The organism is Methylobacterium fujisawaense, assembly GCF_039619325.1.
Lineage (GTDB): Bacteria > Pseudomonadota > Alphaproteobacteria > Rhizobiales > Beijerinckiaceae > Methylobacterium > Methylobacterium fujisawaense.
This window is the reverse complement of the sequence record NZ_CP155000.1, coordinates 1397065-1411609: the sequence shown is the minus strand read 5'-3', so window position 1 is coordinate 1411609 and position 14545 is coordinate 1397065. Positions and strand designations below refer to the sequence as shown.

At 67.1% G+C, this 14545-nt stretch carries 15 protein-coding genes; 6 read left to right on the top strand and 9 right to left on the bottom strand.

The window, feature by feature from the left end; genetic code table 11:
* Positions 1-18: 18 nt before the first annotated feature.
* Complete coding sequence (gene aspS / locus ABC766_RS06755) at positions 19-1863, bottom strand: aspartate--tRNA ligase (RefSeq protein ID WP_345821578.1); 1845 nt, start codon at positions 1861-1863, stop codon at positions 19-21.
* 144 nt (positions 1864-2007) lie between these two features.
* Between aspS and ABC766_RS06750 the strand changes: the two genes are divergently transcribed.
* From ABC766_RS06750 to xoxJ, 6 genes are all read left to right on the top strand, one after another.
* Complete coding sequence (locus ABC766_RS06750; RefSeq protein WP_081948687.1) at positions 2008-2406, top strand: hypothetical protein; 399 nt, start codon at positions 2008-2010, stop codon at positions 2404-2406.
* Between the two features lie 95 nt (positions 2407-2501).
* On the top strand, positions 2502-3689 hold the full coding sequence (gene rnd / locus ABC766_RS06745) for a ribonuclease D (protein WP_345821577.1): 1188 nt from the start codon (positions 2502-2504) through the stop codon (positions 3687-3689).
* 110 nt (positions 3690-3799) lie between these two features.
* Positions 3800-4087 carry a hypothetical protein gene (locus ABC766_RS06740; protein WP_043356694.1) on the top strand — a complete coding sequence of 96 codons (288 nt, stop codon included), beginning with the start codon at positions 3800-3802 and terminating at the stop codon, positions 4085-4087.
* 704 nt (positions 4088-4791) lie between these two features.
* Complete coding sequence (gene xoxF1 / locus ABC766_RS06735; protein ID WP_043356691.1) at positions 4792-6597, top strand: lanthanide-dependent methanol dehydrogenase XoxF1; 1806 nt, start codon at positions 4792-4794, stop codon at positions 6595-6597.
* A 132-nt stretch (positions 6598-6729) separates the two neighbouring features.
* Complete coding sequence (locus tag ABC766_RS06730) at positions 6730-7341, top strand: c-type cytochrome, methanol metabolism-related (protein WP_043383711.1); 612 nt, start codon at positions 6730-6732, stop codon at positions 7339-7341.
* The gene (xoxJ, locus tag ABC766_RS06725; protein ID WP_043356681.1) at positions 7326-8186 is read left to right on the top strand and encodes a rare earth element methanol dehydrogenase accessory protein XoxJ; all 861 of its coding nucleotides are present in this window, start codon (positions 7326-7328) and stop codon (positions 8184-8186) included. Before ABC766_RS06730 ends, xoxJ begins: the two co-directional genes overlap by 16 nt.
* Positions 8187-8232: 46 nt before the next feature.
* Here xoxJ and folK read toward each other — a convergent pair whose 3' ends face one another.
* The 8 genes from folK to pqqB form a co-directional block, all read right to left on the bottom strand.
* Positions 8233-8703: a 2-amino-4-hydroxy-6-hydroxymethyldihydropteridine diphosphokinase gene (gene folK, locus ABC766_RS06720; RefSeq protein WP_345821576.1), complete on the bottom strand. Its 471-nt coding sequence runs from the start codon at positions 8701-8703 to the stop codon at positions 8233-8235.
* A complete protein-coding gene (gene folB, locus ABC766_RS06715; protein ID WP_043383712.1) occupies positions 8700-9077 on the bottom strand; it encodes a dihydroneopterin aldolase in 378 nt (125 codons plus the stop codon). The genes folK and folB overlap by 4 nt, the downstream gene beginning before the upstream one ends.
* Before the next feature lie 2 nt (positions 9078-9079).
* Positions 9080-9916: a dihydropteroate synthase gene (gene folP / locus ABC766_RS06710; protein WP_053608703.1), complete on the bottom strand. Its 837-nt coding sequence runs from the start codon at positions 9914-9916 to the stop codon at positions 9080-9082.
* Between the two features lie 85 nt (positions 9917-10001).
* On the bottom strand, positions 10002-10364 hold the full coding sequence (locus ABC766_RS06705) for a hypothetical protein (RefSeq protein WP_345821571.1): 363 nt from the start codon (positions 10362-10364) through the stop codon (positions 10002-10004).
* The gene (locus ABC766_RS06700) at positions 10345-11013 is read right to left on the bottom strand and encodes a hypothetical protein (RefSeq protein WP_427902295.1); all 669 of its coding nucleotides are present in this window, start codon (positions 11011-11013) and stop codon (positions 10345-10347) included. Before ABC766_RS06700 ends, ABC766_RS06705 begins: the two co-directional genes overlap by 20 nt.
* A gap of 53 nt (positions 11014-11066) precedes the next feature.
* Complete coding sequence (gene pqqE, locus ABC766_RS06695; RefSeq protein WP_345821568.1) at positions 11067-12212, bottom strand: pyrroloquinoline quinone biosynthesis protein PqqE; 1146 nt, start codon at positions 12210-12212, stop codon at positions 11067-11069.
* On the bottom strand, positions 12209-13291 hold the full coding sequence (gene pqqC, locus ABC766_RS06690) for a pyrroloquinoline-quinone synthase PqqC (protein WP_043755616.1): 1083 nt from the start codon (positions 13289-13291) through the stop codon (positions 12209-12211). The genes pqqE and pqqC overlap by 4 nt, the downstream gene beginning before the upstream one ends.
* Before the next feature lie 352 nt (positions 13292-13643).
* Positions 13644-14543 (bottom strand): pyrroloquinoline quinone biosynthesis protein PqqB, encoded by a 900-nt coding sequence (gene pqqB / locus ABC766_RS06685; protein WP_043755617.1) that lies wholly within the window; start codon positions 14541-14543, stop codon positions 13644-13646.
* Positions 14544-14545: the final 2 nt, after the last annotated feature.

Below are 14545 nucleotides of genomic sequence, written 5' to 3'. Positions count from 1 at the left end.
GGCCGGTCTAAGCGGACCTCAGGCCTTCTTCTCGGGCAGGTTGAGGCGGATGTGCAGCTCGCGCAGCTGCTTCGGGGTCGCCTCGGAGGGCGCACCCATCATCAGGTCCTCGGCGCGCTGGTTCATCGGGAACAGCACCACCTCGCGGATGTTCGGCTCGTTGCACAGGAGCATGACGATGCGGTCCACACCCGGCGCGATGCCGCCGTGCGGCGGGGCGCCCATGCGGAGCGCATTCAGCATGCCGCCGAACTTCTGCTCCAGCACCTCGTGGCCGTAGCCGGCGATGGCGAAGGCCTTCTCCATCACGTCCGGGCGATGGTTGCGGATCGCGCCCGAGGACAGCTCAACGCCGTTGCAGACGATGTCGTACTGGAAGGCCTTGATCCCGAGGATCCGCTTGGTGTTCGCGCCGTTCTCATCCTCGCTGGCGAGGGCGTCGAGGTCGAGCGCCAGGAACTCCTCGCGGTCGATGTTCGGCATCGAGAACGGGTTGTGGGAGAAGTCGATCCGCTTCTCCTCCTCGCTCCACTCGTACATCGGGAAGTCGGTGATCCAGCAGAACGCGTACTGGTCCTTGTCGCAGAGGCCCAGCTCGTCGCCGATGCGGATGCGCGCCTTGCCGGCAAGGCCGGCGGCCTTGGCCTCGGGACCGGCGGAGAAGAACACCGCGTCGCCGGCCTTCGCGCCCGCCCGCTCGGCGATCAGCGCCTGAACCTCGGCCGGGATGAACTTGGCGATCGGCCCCTTGCCGGAGAGCTGGCCGTTCTCCTCCTCGAACACGACGTAGCCGAGGCCCGGCGCGCCCTCGGAGCGGGCCCAGTCGTTGAGCCTGTCGAAGAACGAGCGCGACTGCGCCGCCGCGCCAGTCGCCGGAATCGCCCGGACCGCGCCGCCGGAGGCGATCACGCCCTTGAACGCCTTGAACGCCACGTCATCGCGGGCGAACAGGTCGGTGACGTCGGCGATGATCAGCGGGTTGCGCAGGTCCGGCTTGTCGACGCCGTATTTCAGCATCGAATCCGCGTAGGTGATGCGCGGGAATTCCTTCGTGACGCGCTTGCCGTCGGCGAACTCCTCGAACACCCCGCGCAGGACCGGCTCCACCGCCTGGAACACGTCCTCCTGGGTGACGAAGCTCATCTCGATGTCGAGCTGGTAGAACTCGCCCGGCGAGCGGTCGGCGCGGGCGTCCTCGTCGCGGAAGCAGGGCGCGATCTGGAAATAGCGGTCGAAGCCCGCGATCATCGTCAGCTGCTTGAACTGCTGCGGCGCCTGCGGGAGGGCGTAGAACTTGCCGGGATGGACCCGCGACGGCACGAGGTAGTCGCGGGCGCCCTCGGGCGAGGAGGCGGTCAGGATCGGGGTCTGGAACTCGAAGAAGCCGCCGTCGCGCATCCGGCGGCGGAGCGAATCGATGATCGCGCCACGCTTCATGATGTTGGCGTGGAGCTTCTCCCGACGCAGGTCGAGGAAGCGGTACCGCAGCCGCGTCTCCTCGGGGTATTCGAGGTCTCCGAAGACCGGCAGGGGCAGCTCGCCCGCCGGGCCGAGCACCTCGAGGTCGTCGATGTAGACCTCGACCGCGCCGGTCGGCAGCTCGGCATTGTCGGTGCCGGCCGGGCGCGTGCGGACGCGGCCGTCGATCCGCACGACCCATTCCGAGCGCACCGCCTCGGCGGCCTTGAAGGCCGGGGAATCGGAATCGATCACGCACTGCGTCAGGCCGTAATGGTCCCGCAGATCCACGAACAGCACGCCCCCGTGGTCGCGGATGCGGTGGCACCAGCCGGAGAGGCGGACACTCTGCCCGACGTCGGACGGGCGGAGCGCCCCGCAGGTGTGGGAACGGTAACGGTGCATGATGGGCTTCTTCTGAGGGAAGGCCGGCACCATTCACGCAAGGCCCCCCAAGTCAAGCGCGCGGCAAGCAGGACCGCTCCGAAAGCCGCGCCGCAATCGCCGTGCGGCCTACCGGGCGGACCCTCGAATCCCCATATGATGTCCATGAACGACAACGTTTTTTTCGCGCCGGAGCGACCCGCGAGGCCCGCGCCTGGAAGCGCTCCTGCCGGGTGGCGGACCCTGCCCCTCGCAGGCCATTTCGACCTCGTCTACGAGGACGCGGCCGGCGCCTGGAGCAACCGCTCCCTCGACGCGCGCGAGCTCAGGCTCGGTCCGGGCCGGACACTGCTCGGCGGCATCGACGCGCGACGCGGCGGCTATCGCGGGTTCCGGGTCGACCGGATCCGCCGGCTCGTCGATGGGGCGACCGGTGAGCGTATCGAGACCGGGATCCTCGACCGTCTGCTCGGGCGCGCGGAGGCGCAGCGACGGGCCGACGCCCTGCGGATCCGCCGGCAGACGCGGCTGCGCCGAAAGGCGGCTGTGGGGTCTCCGGCGTGACGAACGTCGCGCGGCGGTAACGGAACGCGCGCGAAAGATGGGGACCCGAGCGGGTGCGTCTCCCCATGTCGGCTGCGGTTGCGTATAGCCGATGCATGGACCTGATCACCACCACTGACGCGCTGCGCCAGATCTGCACACGTCTCGCCGAGCAACCCTTCGTGACCGTCGACACGGAGTTCATGCGCGAGACGACGTACTATCCGAAACTCTGCCTGATCCAGATGGCGGCCCCGGACGGCACAGGCGTCCTGGTCGATCCGCTGGCGCCGGGGATCGACCTCGAACCCTTCATCGCGCTCATGGCCGACGAGCGTACGGTCAAGGTGTTCCACTCCGCCCGTCAGGATCTGGAGATCATCTGGCTGATCGGCGGGATCCTGCCGCATCCGTTCTTCGATACGCAGGTCGCCGCCATGGTCTGCGGCTACGGCGATTCCGTCTCGTACGAGCAGCTCGTCAACGACGTCGCCAAGGCCAAGATCGACAAGTCTTCGCGGTTCACCGACTGGTCGCGGCGACCGCTCTCCGAGGCGCAGTTGAGCTACGCGCTGTCGGACGTCACCCACCTCGTGAAGATCTACGAGGTTCTCGTGGCCGAGCTGCTGCGCACCGACCGGGGCGCGTGGCTCGACGAGGAAATGGCGGTGCTGACCTCGCCCGAGACGTACCGTGCCGATCCCGCCCAGGCGTGGCGGCGGCTCTCCGGGCGGATGCGCAAGCCGCGGGAGATCGCCGTGCTGATGGAAGTGGCCGCGTGGCGCGAGAGCGAGGCGCAGGCGCGCAACGTTCCGCGCGGGCGGATCCTGAAGGACGAAGCGGTCATCGATATCGCATCCGCGGCGCCTCGGAACGCCGAGGCGCTCGGCCGGCTGCGGACGATCCCGGCGGGATTCGAGCGGTCCCGGACCGGGGCCGACATCGTCGCTGCCGTGGAGCGCGGGCTCGCTCGCGACACCAGCGCCGTCCGGATGCCCGAGCGGGTGCGGCGGAGCGGGGGCAACGGGGCCATCGTCGAGTTGCTGAAGGTGCTGCTCAAAGCGGTCTGCGAGACGGAGGGCGTCGCGCCCAAGATCATCGCGACGGTCGACGACCTGGAGGCGATCGCCGATGACAATACCGCCGAGGTTCCGGCCCTCCAGGGCTGGCGGCGGACCCTGTTCGGGGACAAGGCCCTGGCTCTGAAGCAGGGGCGTCTGGCGCTCTCCGTCGAGGCCGGCCGCATCGTGGTGCGCCCGCCCCAGGGGGACACCGCGCCGGACGGCGTCGAGCGGGCCGGCTGACAGCGCCGAGCCTGCAACGGGACAAATGACGCGCTCGGGCGTGACTCGCAGAAGGGCCGGGATTAAATGGCAATCGGATTGCCGCTTAGTCCCGCCCTTGCGCCCCGCGTATGTTCGAATCCAACGAGATCCTGAAGACGCTGACGGGGCGCGGTCTCGTATCGGCGGAGGGCTGTGAACCGGCCCGCGTCCGCTACCGGCTCGTGGTCGAGCGGCGCGAAGGCGGCATCGTCGCGTACGGCAACCTCTACGGCAGTTCAGCAGGCCTCCGGCCGATATGGCTCGAGCCGGATGCCCAGCTCAGGCTCTCCAACGGCCGCCGGCTCAACATCTCCGTGACGGATCTGGTCGGCGACGTCGCCGAGTTCGAGAGCACGGGACCGGTCGGCGCGCTCTGACGCCCCGTCCAACACAGCACACCTGACAATCAGGCCCCCGGCGGCATCGCCCCGGCCAGAAACCGATCGTTCCGGATCCGGGACGATTCGGCAATTTGTCGCGCCTGACGCAGGCTGCGACGGACCGGATCCGCGAAAAATTCGGATGCGGCGACTGGGCGCAGACGGGCAAACCGGGAAAATTCGGCAATGAACGGGCGTCGGACCATTCTGCAGTGCAGTTGACTCGCCGACGTCCCGCGCGTTCGTTTCGAGCCGCCATGCGGCCAGACCAAGCGGGCGGCGCATGCAGACACCCAGCAAAGCTTGTTCGTTTGCAAGATCCGCATGGGAGGCGCCGACGTCTCCGTCAGTTCTGCCTCAAAGAACGGCAAGCTCCTTGTGCATCGCAGCATTTCTTTTCGCAAACGCATGACATCGCCCGTGCCTTTGTCATGCGAAGAGAAGCTTTCACCGTGTGACCACAGCCCTCGAACGGCGAGTTGACGGCGCTCAAAAATCTCTTAAGGTCCGTTCAAGCCTCGGTTTCGAGGGAGCCGCCTCAGGGATGGCGGTTCCTGGCTAGGGGATCAGTAGATCTCCTCGAAGTCCACTATGCCCGCTACCGAGGCGTCCATCCCTGTCGCAAACAGTCAGGTCGGAGTCCGCGTGACGCCGTTATCGCTGCGCGTCGCAAATACTCTCAAGACTTGTCGGAGGAACCCATGAGAGCGGTACATCTCCTTGCGCTCGGCGCAGGTGTCGCGGCCGTCGCCGCGCCGGCGCTGGCCAATGAAAGCGTCATGAAGGGCATCGCCAACCCGGCGGAACAGGTTCTTCAGACGGTAGATTACGCGAATACGCGTTATTCGAAGCTCGACCAGATCAACGCCAAGAACGTCAAGGATCTCCAGGTCGCCTGGACGTTCTCGACCGGCGTTCTGCGCGGCCACGAGGGCTCGCCGCTCGTCGTCGGCAACATCATGTACGTGCACACGCCGTTCCCGAACATCGTGTACGCCCTCGACCTCGACCACGAGGCGAAGATCATCTGGAAGTACGAGCCGAAGCAGGATCCGTCCGTGATCCCGGTCATGTGCTGTGACACGGTCAACCGTGGCCTGGCCTATGCCGACGGCGCCATCCTCCTGCACCAGGCCGACACCACCCTCGTGTCGCTCGACGCCAAGACCGGCAAGGTCAACTGGTCGGTCGTGAACGGCGATCCGAAGAAGGGCGAGACCAACACCGCCACGGTTCTGCCCGTGAAGGACAAGGTCATCGTCGGCATCTCCGGCGGCGAGTTCGGCGTGCAGTGCCACGTCACCGCCTACGACCTGAAGACCGGCAAGAAGGTGTGGCGCGGCTACTCCGAGGGCCCGGACGATCAGATGATCGTGGACCCGGAGAAGACCACGTCGCTCGGCAAGCCGATCGGCAAGGACTCCTCGCTGAAGACCTGGGAAGGCGATCAGTGGAAGACCGGCGGCGGCTGCACCTGGGGCTGGTTCTCGTACGACCCGAAGCTCGACCTGATGTACTACGGCTCGGGCAACCCCTCGACCTGGAACCCCAAGCAGCGTCCGGGCGACAACAAGTGGTCCATGACCATCTGGGCGCGTAACCCGGATACCGGCATGGCCAAGTGGGTCTACCAGATGACCCCGCACGACGAGTGGGACTACGACGGCATCAACGAGATGATCCTCACGGATCAGAAGGTTGACGGCAAGGACCAGCCGCTCCTGACCCACTTCGACCGTAACGGCTTCGGCTACACGCTGAACCGCGAGACCGGTGCCCTGCTCGTCGCCGAGAAGTTCGACCCGGCCGTCAACTGGGCGTCCAAGGTCGACATGGACAAGGGCTCGAAGAACTACGGCCGTCCGCTGGTCGTGTCGAAGTACTCGACCGAGCAGAACGGTGAGGACACCAACTCCAAGGGCATCTGCCCGGCGGCGCTGGGCACCAAGGATCAGCAGCCTGCGGCCTTCTCGCCGAAGACCAACCTGTTCTACGTGCCCACCAACCACGTCTGCATGGACTACGAGCCGTTCCGGGTGACCTACACCCCGGGCCAGCCCTACGTCGGTGCGACCCTCTCGATGTACCCGGCCCCGAACTCGCACGGCGGCATGGGCAACTTCATCGCGTGGGATGGCGTCAACGGCAAGATCAAGTGGTCCAACCCCGAGCAGTTCTCGGTGTGGTCCGGTGCTCTGGCCACCGCTGGCGACGTCGTGTTCTACGGCACGCTTGAGGGCTACCTGAAGGCGGTCGACGACAAGACCGGCAAGGAGCTGTTCAAGTTCAAGACCCCGTCGGGCATCATCGGTAACGTGATGACCTACCAGCACAAGGGCAAGCAGTACGTGGGCGTCCTGTCGGGCGTCGGCGGCTGGGCTGGCATCGGCCTCGCGGCCGGCCTGACCGACCCGAACGCCGGCCTCGGCGCGGTGGGTGGCTACGCGGCTCTGTCGCAGTACACCAACCTCGGCGGCCAGCTGACGGTCTTCGCCCTGCCGAACTAATCGGCCGCAGGGTTAGACGTGAAAAACGATGCCGGCGCGGGTTCCCGCGCCGGCATCCTTGTGATTAGACTTTCTCGCAAGAGGCTGCGGCTCGAGGGAGACGAAGAGCCTCGATCCAGGGAGACACATGCGTTGCTCAACCTCAGCAAGATCGTAACGCGGCCGGTTATCGCCGCCCTCGCCCTAGCGACCGTCTCAACGGTTGCCGTACATGCTGAGGATGCCAAGCCCGCCGACCCCAAGCTCGCCAATTCCTTGAACGCGAACGACAAGACCGCCGAGCAGGATCCCAAGCTGCTGAAGCAGGATGCTGCGACGAAGGTCGAGGACGGCAAGTATTTCGATGCCGACGGCCACCCGACGTTCCACGTGACCCAGGACGGCAAGATGCTCGACTGGTACACCTACTCGGGCTACCGCCGCTATCACGCCGAGTGCCACGTCTGCCACGGTCCGGACGGCATGGGTTCGACCTACGCGCCGGCGCTGAAGGATTCGCTGAAGCACCTCTCCTACGAGGAGTTCATCGGCATCCTGGCGGGCGGCAAGCAGGAGGTGAACTCCGCCGAGCAGAAGGTGATGCCGGCCTTCGGCGACAACAAGAACGTCATGTGCTACTCGGACGACCTGTACGTCTACCTCAAGGCGCGCGCCGCCGGGGCGATCGGGCGTATCCGTCCGTCGGATCATGAGGACAAGCCCGACACGGCCAAGAAGGCCGAGAAGGAATGCATGGGCGGCTGATGTCGTCTCTTGCCCGGATCGCCGTCCTCTGCGCCCTGACATTCACCGGGGCGCAGGGGGCTCTCGCCCAGCATCTGCCGGATACGGTCACCACGGACGTGCTGCGCGTCTGCGGGGATCCGGGCAACATGCCGTTCTCCGAACGCAAGGAGGACGGCTTCGAGAACAAGATCGCGGCGATCATCGCCGACGAATTGAAGATCAAGGTCCGCTACTACTGGCTGACCCAGGGTCCCGGCTTCGTGCGCAACACGCTCGGGACCGGCCTCTGCGATCTGATCATGGGTCAGGCCTTCGGCAGCGACCTCGTCCAGACCACCAATCCCTATTATCGGTCTGCCTATACGCTGGTCACGCGCAAGGGTGAGTACGAGGGCGTGACCGCCCTCGACGATCCGCGCCTGAAAGGCAAGAGCATCGGCGTGATCGCCGGGACGCCGCCGGTCAACCGCATGGGAGATCTCGGCCTCGTCTCGACCATGAAGGCCTACGCCCCCTATCAGCTCGACCCGGCCCGCAAGCATCAGACGGTTGCCGCCGAGATCATCGCGGCGCTGGCCGCCAAGGAGATCGACGCGGCCGTGCTGTGGGGGCCTGCGGCGGGCTGGCTCGCCAAGCAATCGGGCGTCGCGATGAATGTCGTGCCCCTGCTCAAGGAGCCGGAGCGGCCGCCGATGGCCTACCGGATCGCCATGGGCGTGCGGATCGGCGAGAACGATTGGAAGCGCTCGCTGAACACCGTCCTGCGCAAGCGTAAGGCCGATATCGACGCGGTCCTGCGCGCCTACGACGTGCCGCTCCTCGAAGAGGATGACAACAAGCTCGCGGAGCCGGCCGAGCGCTGACGCACCGTTGCGGGTCGCCGCTCGACGGCGACCCGGCCGGGTCGGTTCAGACGCGCGCGATGCCGGTCCGGTCGAGCTTCGCCAAGGCATCCACCACGCGCTCGCCGCCGATCACGAGGTCGGGTGCGATCTCGGCCAACGGCACCAGCACGAAGGCCCGTTCACGGACATAGCGGTGCGGCAGAACGAGACGCGCGTCGTCGACGGCGGCGCCCTCGTAGGCCAGGACGTCGATGTCGATCACCCGCGGCCCCCAGCGCTCATCGCGGACCCGGCCGAGATCGTGCTCCACGCGGAGGCAGGCGTCGAGCAGGCCATGCGGATCGAGACTCGTCTCCACCGCCACGGCCCCGTTGAGGAACCAAGGCTGATCGGTCTTGCCCCAGGGCGGCGTGCGATAGTCGGAGGACCGCGCAACGAGGGTGATGCCCGGATCCGCCGCGAGGCCCGCGACCGCGCGGTCGAGCATCGCGGCCATGTCGCCGACATTGCTGCCGATACCCAAATAGGCCCTCATCGGCCGGCTCCGCGACGACGCATGATCTCGATGCTGACACTGTCCAGAATGGCGGGAACGGGAGCGCTCGGCTTGTCGACGCGGACCGTGACGGCGTCGATCAGCGTGAAACGCGCCAGGATCTCCGCGGCGATGGCTTCGGCCAGGGCTTCAATCAGGTTGAATCGATGCTCGGTGGCGATCGCGACCGCCACCGCGGTGAGATCGGCGTAGCTCACCGTGCCGGCCACATCATCCGAGCGGCCCGCCGCGCCGAGGTCGAGCTGCGCTTCGAGGGAAATGTAGAAGCGCTGGCCCAGCACGGCCTCTTCGGCTAGCACGCCGTGTCGGCCGAACACCGCGATGCGGGTGACGCGGATCAGGTCGCCGGCCATGCTCAGCGCGCCTCCGGCCGCATCACGGCATCGACGACGCGCATCGCGTCGACATGCGCCGCAACGTCATGCACGCGCACGATGTCGGCACCGAGCGTCGCCGCGACGGCGTGGGCCGCGAGGGAGCCGGTGAGACGGTCCGCCGGCCGGGTCTCGCGATCATGCAGGCGTCCGAGAAGCGACTTGCGGGACACACCGACCAGGACCGGAAACCCGAGGGCGCGGATCTCGGGCAGCCGCCGCAGCGCCTCGAGATGCTGATTCCAGCTCTTGCCGAAGCCGACACCCGGGTCGAGCACGATCTCGGAATCGGCGAGGCCGGCGCGATGGGCGATGGTGAGGGACCGCTCGAAGAAGGCGAGCATGTCGGCCACGATGTCGAGATCCGGGTCGATCGTCTCCCGGTTGTGCATGATGATCACGGGCGCGCCGTGCGCCGCCGCCACGGAAGCGATGTCGGGCTCACGCTGGAGCCCCCAGACATCATTCACGATCCGGGCACCGGCCTCCAGCGCGAGGCGGGCCGTGGACGCCTTGTAGGTGTCGATGGAGATCGGCACCGGCAGACGGGGCGCGATTGCCCGGATCACCGGCAGGACGCGCGCCTGCTCCTCCTCGGCCGGGACCGGAACGTGACCGGGCCGGGTGGACTCCCCACCGATGTCGAGTATCGCCGCGCCCTCTGCGACGAGGCGCTCGGCCTGGGCCACGGCTTCGGCCTCCCCGGCGAACAACCCACCGTCCGAGAAGGAATCGGGCGTGACGTTGAGGATGCCCATAACCAGCGTGCGGCCGCCCAGAGAAGGCAGCAGAGCGGACAGGCTGGAGGAGGGTGTCACGGTGCGGGTCCCGTTCACGAGCGCGGTTCGGGAGCCGGTGTGCGCGAATCGCGAGGCCGGCGCAACGCCGGCCTCGCCTCGCAACTCAGCCGTGATAGCAGCGAATCTCGGCTTCGGCCTGGGCGCGGCGCAGGTCCGCCACCTTGTCGTCGAAGATCTTGGTCGACTTGAACTCGTTCGCCCGGTTGCCGATGCCCTGCCGCATCGACAGGATGGTGCTCGCCTGGACGTACTTGTCGTACGGCAGGATCGCGGCGAGCTGGTCGAGCGAGCAGGAGCATTTCTGCAGGCTCTCGCGAGTCTGGCCGTTGGCGGCCATGCAGCCGAACACGTAATCGACCCGCGCGTCGGTCGGGTAATCGTTCTCCTCGGCGGCCAAGCCGGCCAGGCCCGACAGCGTCAGGGCGAGGGCAGCCAGGGCGCCCCGTTCAGCCAGCCTTCTGATCATAGTTCAGCTTCTCCTCAAGCAACTCACCGCCATCCGCGCTCTTCGACGACGCCTCGATCGAGACGATCTCACCCGGGACGGACGGGGCAGTGACGAAGGTATAGGTCATGTCGTCCAGGCCGCGCATGCGCTGCGCCATGGAGTCGCCCTGAAAGGGCTTCGTTACCACGCGCCAGCCGTCGACTTCGCGGCCGCCGACCGTCACCTTCGTCGGCGTCACGGTCGCCTTCTCACGCAGACCCTTGCGGATGGCGAGCTTGAGGTAGCGCGGATTGGCCTCCAACACCTTGGCCAAGCCACGCAGGTGGTTCTCCAGGAACAGGGAGACGATCGGGTTGCCCGCCATGTCCTCGAACGGGCCGGCCGGCACACGGTTCAGCCCGGAAAACATCACGACGCTGATATCCCGGCCTTCCGCGCTCTTTCCGGGCTCGACCTTCAGCTGGACCGTGTCTTCCAGCGGCGCCCCGAACGGCCCCTTCGCGATGCCCGAACGGCGCAGATAATCATAGGTCAGCGTCGACCCCGGCGCCGCATTCTTCATATGCGGCTGGTCGAACAGCAGATCCGCGGCGGACGGCGCAGCGGCCGCGTTGGCCTGGGTCACGATGGCGGGCTTCGACGCATCTTCGGCGAGGGCCGGCAGCACGGCCAGCCCGAGCGCGATGGACGTCGTAGCAAGACCCTTTACGACAAGACCTCTCACGAGTGGACTTCCTCCTTGAGCGGCGACCGAACGTTGCTGCCGATCGTCCGATAAATGTAATCCGGCGGATTTTCCGCAGCTTCCTCCGCGGCAAGGGCCCGCACCTTGGCGTGGAGCGGGGAGAGCGAGCAGGCAGGATCGGTGGCGGCCGCGTCCCCGGCGAGGGCCAGGGCCTGACAGCGGCAACCGCCCCAGTCCTTCTCGCGCCGGTCGCAGGAGCGACAGGGCTCCTTCATCCAGTCGGTGCCGCGATAGGCGGTGAAGGCGGGCGAGTCGCGCCAGATCTCGCCCAGCGTGTGATCGTTGACGTTCCAGAATTCCAGCCCCGGGATCGTCTCCGCCGCGTGGCAGGGGAGGACCTTGCCTTGGGGCGTCACGTTCATCAGCTTGCGGCCCCAGCCGCCCGCGCAGGCCTTGGGATATTTTGCATAATAGTCCGGCACGACGAGGTCGATGACGAGCTGGCCCTTCAGGCGCTCCCGGGCTGCCTCGACGATCCGGATCGACTCGTCCACCTGCGTCTTGTCGGGCATCAGCGCCGCGCGGTTGACGTAGGCCCAGCCGTAATACTGCGTGTGCGCCACCTCGAGCCGCTTGGCGCCCATCTTCACCGCGAGGTCGATGAAGCCCGCCACCTCGTGGATGTTGCCGCGGTGAATCACTGAATTCAGCGTCAGGGGCAGGCCGAGTTCGACAACCTTGGCGGCGAACTCGAACTTCTGCGGCTGGGCGTTCTTGAGGCCGCCGATCTTCTCGGCATTCTGCGCGTCGACGCCCTGCACCGAGAGCTGCACGTGGTCGAGCCCGACATCGTAGAGCGCCTGGAGCTTCGCGAGCGCCCCGCCGACGCCGGAGGTGATCAGGTTCGAGTAGAGGCCGAGATCGGCGCAGGTCTTGGTGATCTCGACGATGTCGTTGCGTGCCGTCGGCTCGCCGCCGGACAGGTGCACGTGCAGGACGCCGAGGGCCGCGGCCTCCCCGAGCACGCGCTGCCACGTCTGCGTGTCGAGCTCGCCCGACCGGCGGTCGAGTTCCAACGGATTCGAGCAATAGGGGCAGCGCAGCGGGCAGCGATGGGTCAGCTCAGCGAGCAGACCCACCGGGGCCGGCGCATCGGGCCGGTTCGGCGTCAGCGCATTCATCGCTCAAGAACCCGTTTCTCCGCGAGGCCGTCGAGCATCACCAGGATGTCGGCCTCAATGGCACGCGGTTCGGCCGCGTACGTCTTTCCGAGCTCGTCCGCGATGTCGGCGACGCTGCGCGCGCCGTCCACGAGCTTGAGCACCGCGACGGCGTTGTCGTCGAGATCGAAGGTGCGCTCGGGGGCGAGCAGAACCCACTTGCCGCGGGTTTCGTCGTTGCGCAGCCGGACGCCGCGCGGCAGCCGCGGACGGTCGCCGGCCGCCATCTTCCGGTTCCCGCCCACCCGGGCCGGCGACGCCTCGTTCACGAGGCCCTCGCCCGGTTGCCACGCGTCCGGGGGGACCATCCCGGGGGAAACGTAGGCGAAGTACAGGGCGTCCAGCTGCGTCCAGAGGACGTTGCACTTGAACGTCAGCGCCGCCATGGCCTTCCGCTGCAGCTCCGGCGTGGTCGCGTGCTGCTTGACGTAGTCCAGGGCGAAATCGGCATCCCGCGGCGCCTGGGTGAGACGCTTGTCGAAATACGCCAGCGTCTCCTTGGTAATGAAGTCATAGTTCTTCAGCATCCCGGCGACACGCTCCGAGATGATCGTCGGTGAGAACATCTCGGTCAGCGACGAGGCGATCGCCTCCAGGAGCGTCTTTTCGGTGACGAAATGCACATAGGCCTCGACCGAGAACTTCGTGGCCGAGAGAATGCCGCGGGTCGACAGGACGTAGTCGCGGTCGAAGCCCACGCCCTCGGCGAGCTTCAGCCACCGCTCGATACCGCCGTCACCCTCGTGGTCGCCGTCATGGTCGACGATGCGCTGGCGCCAGATCCGCCGCAGCGACGCGTCGGTCATGCGCGCCAGAACGGCGGCATCCTTCACCGGAATCATCGCCTGGTAGTAGTAGCGGTTCAAGGCCCAGGCCCGGACCTGATCCTTCGACAGCTTGCCGTCATGGAGCAGGCGGTGGAACGGATGCAGGTTGTGGTACCGGCGCGCGCCGATGTCGCGCAGGGCGGCTTCCAGCTCCGCGGGGCTCAGGAGACGCTGGCTGTCGGCGGTGTCGGGGGTCGGGAAGACTGCGTTCATGGCGTTTCCGGCGTCCGTCCTCGGGTCGCGTTTCCTGTGCGGTCGTTCCGCCCTCGGCAACGGGGCGAATGCCGTGCTTCAACGACAATATAGTGCCGGCGGCTTCCAGGCCCAACCGGATGGCGCGGACGCGTGCCCCATTCGCGCGGCCAGCGCCTGCGACACAGGGCGCGTACGAAACCCGTCCGGTCTCTCGGTCGCCGAGGCACCTCACCCGATGCGACGGAGACTCAAGGCCCGACCTCAGCCTGGGGCGCGGCGATGCCGCGACGGAGTCCTCATCGGACGCCTCAGGATGAGGATGCGGAAGGGATCGACCGGATTCTACGTGCGCTCCACTGTCGTCACAGCCTCAAAGCGACAGGCTCAGGCCGTCATGCGCCACGGTCCAGCCGGCGGCCTCGACATCCGCCCGTTCCGGAGAGCCTTCGACCAGGACCGGATTGGTGTTGTTGATGTGCACGAAGATACGGCGCCCGATCTCGACGGAACCCAGGGCGTCGATCGAGCCGTTCTCACCGCGCATCGGCACATGGCCCATGCGCCAGCCGGTCTTGGTGCCGACGCCCGCCCGGATCATGTCGTCGTCGTGCAGGACGGTGCCGTCGAACAGCAGCGCGTCCACGCCGGCGATGCGGGCGCGCAGCCCGTCCGTCACCCGGGCACAGCCGGGGATGTAGGCGAGGCGCCGGCCACCGGCCTCGATCAATGCGCCGACCGTGGTCTCGGTCTCGGCGCCGATCTCCAAGGTCTCGTCCTCGAGCCAGAGCGGCACCTTGCCGGGAACGGGGAAGAGGGTGACCGACAGGCCGGGCAGGGGTTCGAAACGCTGATCCATCCCGATCGGCTGGCGGGCGACCACGCCCTCAGCCATCACGTCGAACACGCGGTTGGCATTCACCGATTCGAGGATGCCGCGGGTGCCGTAGAGCGTGTAGGGCTGGCCTTCGCGGAGGGTCAGGAGACCCGCAACGTGGTCGACATCCCCGTTCGTCAGCAGCACCGCCTTGATCGGCGAATGGCGTAGGCCCTCGCGCGGGTGCATCTGCGCATTGTCGAAGAGCTGTTGCCGGATGTCCGGCGAGGCATTGATGAGCAGCCAATCAGAACCGTCGGCGGAGACCGCGATACTCGACTGGGTCCGGGGGCGTACCCGGTCCGGTTCGGATCGTGCCAGCGAACAGATGGGGCAGCGGCAATTCCACTGGGGAAGGCCGCCGCCAGCCGCAGAACCGAGGATCACGACGCGCATGT